Below are 7,509 nucleotides of genomic sequence, written 5' to 3'. Positions count from 1 at the left end.
ACTCTGGCAGGTTCATTGGTTACCAAAACATCGGGCAAAATTGCCATTATCAGATTTTGTAAATCGCCACGATAGGAGTGTTCTCGTGCGTTCCCTGTTTTGTGTAAGGTATCTATTTTAGAAAGATACTGTTGAATCGTCATTAGGCTTTTTTTCAGAATTTAAAAGTAGTAATTATATTCTTAAATACAGAAAACGTTCGATAATGAATCTCATTCTTTTTTTAAACCATTAGGTTGAGGGTTTATTGGTCTTAAATATAGTTTAAAACTTTGCACTTTAATGCATTTCGCTTTCGCTTCTAAAAATATTTTACCGCAAATTCGCTAATTATTTTCCGTTTTTCGAGCTTTTAATTCGCGAATTCGCGGTTAATTTTACATTTCAACAGTGCAGACTTTCAGTTTGCAAAACCAAATCTATGGACTTCCAGTTCATAGTGCTTTAGTTGCCCTTTCAACCGCCGAGAGATTCAAGCTATTGCGAACAAGCGAAGCAAATCACATAACGCAAGCAAAAAAATGAGATGCTTCCTCACGTCAGCATGACAAAAAAACGGCGTGTTTTCTGGTAAAGTCAAAAGATTAAAAGATTTAAATCCTAAATTTCTCTTACTTTTGCACAAAACATTCCTTTTGAAAACCAAAGTATTTCTCATCACGCCTCCATTTACTCAACTGAATACACCGTATCCGGCAACAGCGTATATCAAAGGTTTTCTGAATACTAAAAACATTTCGGCAACCCAAGCGGATTTAGGCATCGAAGTGATTTTGAAATTATTTTCGAAAGAAGGATTAAAGGATTTGTTTCAGGTTTCAAGTTCAAAGTTTCAGGTTGTAGATCAAAAAATATCGTATAATTCGACAAGAATCCTCACTTTACAAGACGAATACATCAAAACCATCGATTCGGTTATTGCCTTTTTGCAAGGGAAAAATCCAACATTGGCATTACAAATTTGTCAGGAAGATTATTTACCCGAAGCGTCTCGTTTTGCACAACTCGAAGAATTGGATTGGGCTTTTGGAACCATGGGAACACAGGACAAAGCCAAACATCTCGCCACTTTATACCTTGAAGATATTTCGGATTTTATTGTAGAATGTGTTGATGGTAATTTTGGTTTCAGCCGCTACGCCGAACGTTTGGGACGAAGCGCGAATTCTTTCGACGAATTGTACGAAGCTTTACAAAAAGAACCAACTTATATTGATGCGATATTAATTTCGATTTTAAAAGAGAGAATCGAAACCATTCAACCCGAATTATTCTTGATTTCGGTTCCTTTTCCAGGGAATTTATACAGCGCTTTTCGTTCGGCTCAATATGTAAAAAAACACTATCCAAACATAAAAATTTCCATGGGTGGCGGTTTTCCCAATACCGAATTGCGTTCGCTTTCTGACGCTCGTGTTTTTGAGTTTTTCGATTATATTACTTTGGATGATGGTGAATTGCCTGTGGAACTTTTATACTCTCATATTAGTCATTGCTACGCCAATTCGAGCTTTGCTCTCGGGTCTGACGCAGGAAGAATCTCATTTTCTAATTCTGTACAAACTCAAGAACCAAATTTTAAAAGAACATTTTTATTAGAAAATGGTGTTGTAGTTTATAAAAACAATTCCTTAAAACCAGATTATAAACAATCGCAAGTTGGAACGCCCGATTATTCAGATTTGTTGTTGGACAAATACATTTCGGTTATCGAAATTGTGAACCCAATGCATCGAATGTGGAGCGATGGTCGCTGGAACAAACTCACGATGGCGCACGGTTGCTACTGGGGAAAATGTACTTTTTGTGATATTTCATTAGATTACATCAAATTTTACGAACCCATTGCAGCCAATTTATTGTGTGATCGAATGGAAGAAATGATTTCGCAAACGGGACAAAATGGTTTTCATTATGTCGATGAAGCTGCGCCACCAGCACTGATGCGGGCTTTGGCACTCGAAATTCTTCGTAGAAAATTGTCGGTTACGTGGTGGACAAACATCCGATTCGAGAAAAGTTTCTCCCGAGATTTGTGTTTGCTCTTGAAAGCCTCAGGTTGCATTGCAGTTTCTGGCGGATTAGAAGTGGCTTCGGATAGATTATTGCAATTGATAGACAAAGGCGTAACGGTAGAACAAGTCGCAAAAGTAACCCGTAATTTCACCGAAGCTGGAGTTATGGTTCACGCTTATTTGATGTACGGTTACCCAACGCAAACCGTTCAAGAAACTATTGATAGCTTGGAAATGGTGCGACAATTATTTGAAGCGGGCGTTTTGCAATCCGGTTTTTGGCATCAATTTGCGATGACGGCGCACAGTCCAGTGGGAATGTATCCAGAGAAATTTGGTGTGGTCAAGGAAACCGAAAGCATTGGAACTTTTGCCAATAACGATATTAATTTTAAGGACAAAACGGGAATTGATCACGATAAATTCAGTTTTGGATTAAAGAAATCCTTGTACAATTTTATGCACGGAATCTGTTTTGATTACGAATTACAGGATTGGTTCGATTTCAAAATTCCAAAGACAAAAATACATCCCGATTTTATTGTTGATGCTTTGGAGGATGATTTAGATTGCTTCCGCCACGGCGGACAGGTCTTTTCTCGCAATGACAAGCCTACAGCCAAAATAGTTTGGCTAGGAGGAAAGCCAATTTTAGAACATTTTATTAAATCCAAAAAAGAGAATAGTTGGGAAATGATGACTTTGACTTTTCATGATAAAAAGGAAAGTTTTACGATTCAAACCAATAAAAATGAAGGGGAATGGTTGGTAGAAATCCTTGATAAAATTGCGGTTTCAAAAGAGAAAACCCATACTTTTCTGGAAATTAAAACAGATTTTGAGACTCGTTTTGAAAATTTTGAATTGTTTTGGTATTCAAAACCTATTAATACGTTGCGAGAATTTGGGTTATTGGTGTTGTAATTGCTGTTTAGGATTACTCATTTCAACGCATTATTAATTGTGATAACTATTTACTAAGTTTTTTATTTTATTTGATTATTTATTTTTAAAATGTTAATATTACCCATAATTAATTAAAAATTTGATTTATCTTTTGAAAATAATGGAAGTAAAAAAAACGTATCCTAAAATATTATTATTGATTTTTTCTTCTAGTATTTTTTTTATTATCCTCTATTATATACTTTTTTATTATACAAAACAGGTTGAAAACCAAGTGTATACTAACTCCAAAGCACAGTTTACTAACGAGGTTACTAAATTGGTAGTTTTAGATTCAAAACCTATTTCTGTTGCTATAAATAATGATTCAAACTGGGATGAATATGTAAACTTTATTACGAGTAAAGATACAATTTGGTACAATGAATCGATTGCAAATGAAATAGAAATATATAATGTTGATTATTTAGGAACTTATGATGCCAATCAAAATTTTGTAATTCACACTGCTACTTCAAAAATCAAGACGATTGATTTTATATCAAAACAAGCTATTTTAGACCTCAATAAATCAGGTTTAAGTAAGTTTTATATGAAAATACCAGAAGGAATAATTGAAGTTTCTGGTGCTGCAATACATCCATCTGATGACTCTAAAAAAAATAAAACAAAAGCTTTTGGCTACTTTTTTGTGGTGCGACTTTTAGATGCTAATTTTTTAAAAAATTTAGAAAAACTCACAAATTCTCGTATTCAATTTATAGATTCTAATGCTAAAAATAGTACAGGCAAACATCATATTTACTCCACATTCGATTTAAAAGACAATAACAATAAGGTAATTGCAAAGTTACTATTTGAAAGAAAATTTGATGTGTATTTTGAAAATACAATTGACATTCTTTATATCATTATGGTTGCATTCATTATTAATTTATTAATCAATGTATTTTACACTCGAAAATTAGTTTATCATCCTTTAGAATTAGTAGCCACTGTGCTCGAAACAGGCAGCAAAAAAGCAATAAAGCATTTAAAATCTACTTCTGGAGAGTTTAGTTATATAGGAAATTTATTCGAAGAAAATAATATTCAAAAGCTGGAGTTAGTTAAGGCAAAACTCAAAGCCGAAGAAAGTGATAGGCTTAAATCTTCCTTTCTTGCCAATTTATCGCATGAAATTCGAACGCCTATGAATGCAATAAATGGTTTTACGGATTTGTTATTACATACTAATTTAACGGATGCCGAGAGATTAGAATACTTAAATGTGATAGATAAAAGTGGCAGAAATTTAGTTTCAATAATTGATGATCTTATCGAAATGTCGAAAATAGATTCGAATCAAATAACGCCTAATTATACGAGTATAAATTTAGAGTCTTGTATAAATGAATTATTTGAAACTATAAAAGTTACGATTCCAAAATCTAAAGCGATTGATTTTTTTATCATCGAAAATAAAAACCCAGCAGCTTATACCATTATTGTTGATGAAATTAAATTGAAGCAAATCATTATCAATTTAGTTACAAACGCTATAAAATTTACAAATACTGGCTATGTTTCCTTTGGTTATGAAATCAATAAAAAAAACAATGAAATAGTATTTGTTATACAAGATAGTGGACTTGGAATCGATGAAATAAATCAGAAACATATTTTTGAGAGGTTCAAAAGAGTCGATGGCGATGCTTCAATAAACGAAGGAGGTTTAGGACTTGGATTGGCTATTTCAAAAGCCTATGTTGAAATGATGGGTGGGAAAATATTTTTAAAATCTAAAGTCAATAAAGGTTCTGTTTTTTCCTTTTCAATCCCATTAAAACTCGACAATGCCCAAATGATTTCGGTTCAACCCATCAAAGTTAAAGATAATTTTATAAGCAAAGAGAATGGAGTTATTTTGATTGCAGAGGATGATAATATTAATTTTTTATTATTTCAAAAAATCATGCAATCAAAAAATTATACAATTATAAGAGCAATAAATGGGCAAGAAGCAGTTGATTTTTGCTTATCGAATTCAAGTGTTGACCTTGTACTTATGGATATTAAAATGCCTAAAATGAATGGTTTTGAAGCTTTAGAAATAATAAAAGCAATTAGACCAGAACTTATTGTAATAGCTCAAACAGCTTATGCCTCAGTTGAAGATGAAGAAAAAATTTTAAAAGCTGGATTCCATGGTTACTTAACCAAACCTATAAACAGAGAAAAATTATTTGAAGTAATTGAAAATGTTTTTCGAAATAAAAAATAATTTTTAATGTCAAATAATCCTTCAAATTTTATGCTATAAGTAATTAGAAAGATATATTGTCTTACTATCAAAATAGGATAAAAAGTTTTTGCCACAGATTTCAAGGATTAAAATGATTTTTAAGCTTTGTGACGAATCAATCCGTGTTAATCTGTGAAATTTGTGGCAAATTAATTTAGTGCTTCACTAAAATGCGACATTAAATTTTGACTTTTACTTAGCTACAAATCGGAATCCAATTCCGTGTAGATTTTCGATAGAAATCCCATTTTCGTTTGCGAGTATTTTGCGCAAACGAGAAATAAAAACATCTAAACTGCGTCCCATAAAATAATCGTCATCACCCCAAAGTGATTTTAATATTTCTTCTCGTTTGAGGACTATATTTTTGTTTTCTAAAAAATATTTTAATAATTCTGATTCCCGCTGGGTAAGAATTATTTTTTCAGTATCATTATTTAAGAGATAATTTTTTGGATCAAAACAATAAGTTCCAACCTTAAATAGTTCTTTTTCACTATTTTTATTTTTGTTGGTTCTCTTGAGGAAAATTTCAATTTTCAGTAGTAATTCTTCGATGCTAAACGGTTTTACGAGGTAATCATCGGCGCCAAGACGCAGCCCTTTGAGCCTGTCTTCCTTTAAGGTTTTTGCTGAGAGAAAAATTATAGGAATATCAGTATTTATTTTTCTAATTGCTGTGGCGAGTTCGAAACCATCTACTTTTGGCATCATAATATCAAAAACGCAAATGTCAAATTGCTCTTTTGAGAAAACTTCTAAAGCCTTTTCACCATTAGTACAATGCGTGACTTCGTAGTTGTTTTGCTCCAAATTGTCTTGGGTCAAAAAAGCTAAAGTTTCGTCGTCTTCGGTATAAAGGATTTTATATTTTGTCATTTTTATAGTTTAAAATTGCTATTGCCATTGAAATTGCCATTGAAATTGCCATTGAAATTGTTATTGAATAGGTATTACAATAGAAATAGTTATCCCTTTGGTTGTATTATTTGCAGCGAAAATTTTCCATTTGTGCAAGATGCAAATCTTTTTTACATAATACAATCCGAGACCAAAACCGTTGACTTCATTGCTTTTTTTAGTTGGAATTCTATAAAATTTATCAAAAATAAAATTCAAATCTTTGGTTGGAATTCCAATTCCATTATCGGAAAAAGAAAGATTAATGTGGTTTTTTTCGGCTCTAATCGAAATCACTATTTTTGGATTTACCTCACAATACTTTATTGCATTATCTAATAAATTATATACAATATTGGTGAAATGAAAAACATCGGCTTGAATGCTAAATTCCTTTTCTGTATGAATTGAAACTTCAAGATTTTGATGTTTGAGTTTTATATTTTCGATGACATCCTTCAAAATTGGAGTTATTTCAACTTCCTTTTTTTCCAATGTCATAGGTGAATTATCAGACTTGGCAATGTTCAAAATCTTCTCGATATGATTGTTGAGTTTGTTACTCTGATTGATAATAATTCCAGTATATTTTTCTAGTTTTTTATCGGATTTTATTTTGTCTTGCTGAATTAAATAATTAGATGCTAATAAAATCGAAGATAGTGGAGTTTTGAATTCGTGTGTCATGTTATTGATGAAATCACGTTGCAATTCGGAGTATTTTTTTTGCTGAATAATAGTATAAATCGAATATACGTATACCAATAAAATTACAATTAAAGCTATAGAAAGTATAAACCAAAACCGCATTGAACTGAACAAATAACTGGTTTGGGTAGGGAATCTAACAGCAAAATAATAGACTAAATTTTTGTGTTTTGGGAAATAAATAGAACTTGCTTTTTTGCTGTTTTTAGACAATGTAATATAGTTTCCATAAACCATTTCGTCACTTTGACAATTGTACATTGCGTATTCAAAATCTAGATTTATATTGGTTTTTTTGAATTCGGATTTTAGATAGAATTCTAAAATCGAGGGTTCAAAGTCATTATCAATATTGACAATATAATAATCATTTGAAATTTTTCGCACTGGATTTTCTGCTGGCAGTTCGTGGTTTGTGCCTTCATATAATTTTTTTGCAACTTCAAGTAATGCTATATGCGTTTTTTGGCTGAATTTTTTTTCCTCAAGATTAAAAGCTTCTTTTGTCCAAAGCAATTGTGCTATCAAAATACCAATGATAGCAAAAAGGCCTAGAACTATGACAATATTTAGTTTTTTGGTTTTCAAATAAAAGTGTTTATAAAGTGTAATATTAAGGAAAAATTCGTTCTCATTTTAGCATTAACATGTCATTAACAAACATTTAAAAGCAGTTAACACTAGCTTTTGGTTTTC

General features: G+C 31.6%; 4 protein-coding genes. 2 read left to right on the top strand and 2 right to left on the bottom strand.

Going from position 1 to position 7,509, the window contains the following annotated elements:
• Positions 1–635: 635 nt before the first annotated feature.
• Both RMO53_RS10145 and RMO53_RS10140 read left to right on the top strand, forming a co-directional pair.
• Positions 636–2,939, top strand: a complete 2,304-nt coding sequence (locus RMO53_RS10145; protein ID WP_310380228.1) for a radical SAM protein — start codon at positions 636–638, stop codon at positions 2,937–2,939.
• A gap of 142 nt (positions 2,940–3,081) precedes the next feature.
• A complete protein-coding gene (locus RMO53_RS10140) occupies positions 3,082–5,184 on the top strand; it encodes an ATP-binding protein (RefSeq protein WP_310380227.1) in 2,103 nt (700 codons plus the stop codon).
• Positions 5,185–5,397: 213 nt separating this feature from the next.
• On the opposite strand, the gene RMO53_RS10135 is transcribed toward RMO53_RS10140, so the two are convergent.
• Together RMO53_RS10135 and RMO53_RS10130 are read right to left on the bottom strand one after the other, a co-directional pair.
• Positions 5,398–6,084 carry a response regulator transcription factor gene (locus RMO53_RS10135; RefSeq protein ID WP_310380225.1) on the bottom strand — a complete coding sequence of 229 codons (687 nt, stop codon included), beginning with the start codon at positions 6,082–6,084 and terminating at the stop codon, positions 5,398–5,400.
• Between the two features lie 60 nt (positions 6,085–6,144).
• Positions 6,145–7,401 (bottom strand): HAMP domain-containing sensor histidine kinase, encoded by a 1,257-nt coding sequence (locus RMO53_RS10130; RefSeq protein ID WP_310380223.1) that lies wholly within the window; start codon positions 7,399–7,401, stop codon positions 6,145–6,147.
• Positions 7,402–7,509 lie beyond the last annotated feature (108 nt).

The sequence above is a fragment of the Flavobacterium sp. genome (assembly GCF_031409475.1).
Taxonomy (GTDB): domain Bacteria; phylum Bacteroidota; class Bacteroidia; order Flavobacteriales; family Flavobacteriaceae; genus Flavobacterium.
Note: the sequence above shows the minus strand (reverse complement) of the source record. Positions and strands in the feature narration are given on the sequence as shown.

What these genes read in the sequence shown, in the direction of transcription:
- RMO53_RS10135 (WP_310380225.1), bottom strand. Translation starts at nt 6,084, where the DNA reads ATGACAAAATATAAAATCCTTTATACCGAAGACGACGAAACTTTAGCT.
- RMO53_RS10140 (WP_310380227.1), top strand. Translation starts at nt 3,082, where the DNA reads ATGGAAGTAAAAAAAACGTATCCTAAAATATTATTATTGATTTTTTCT.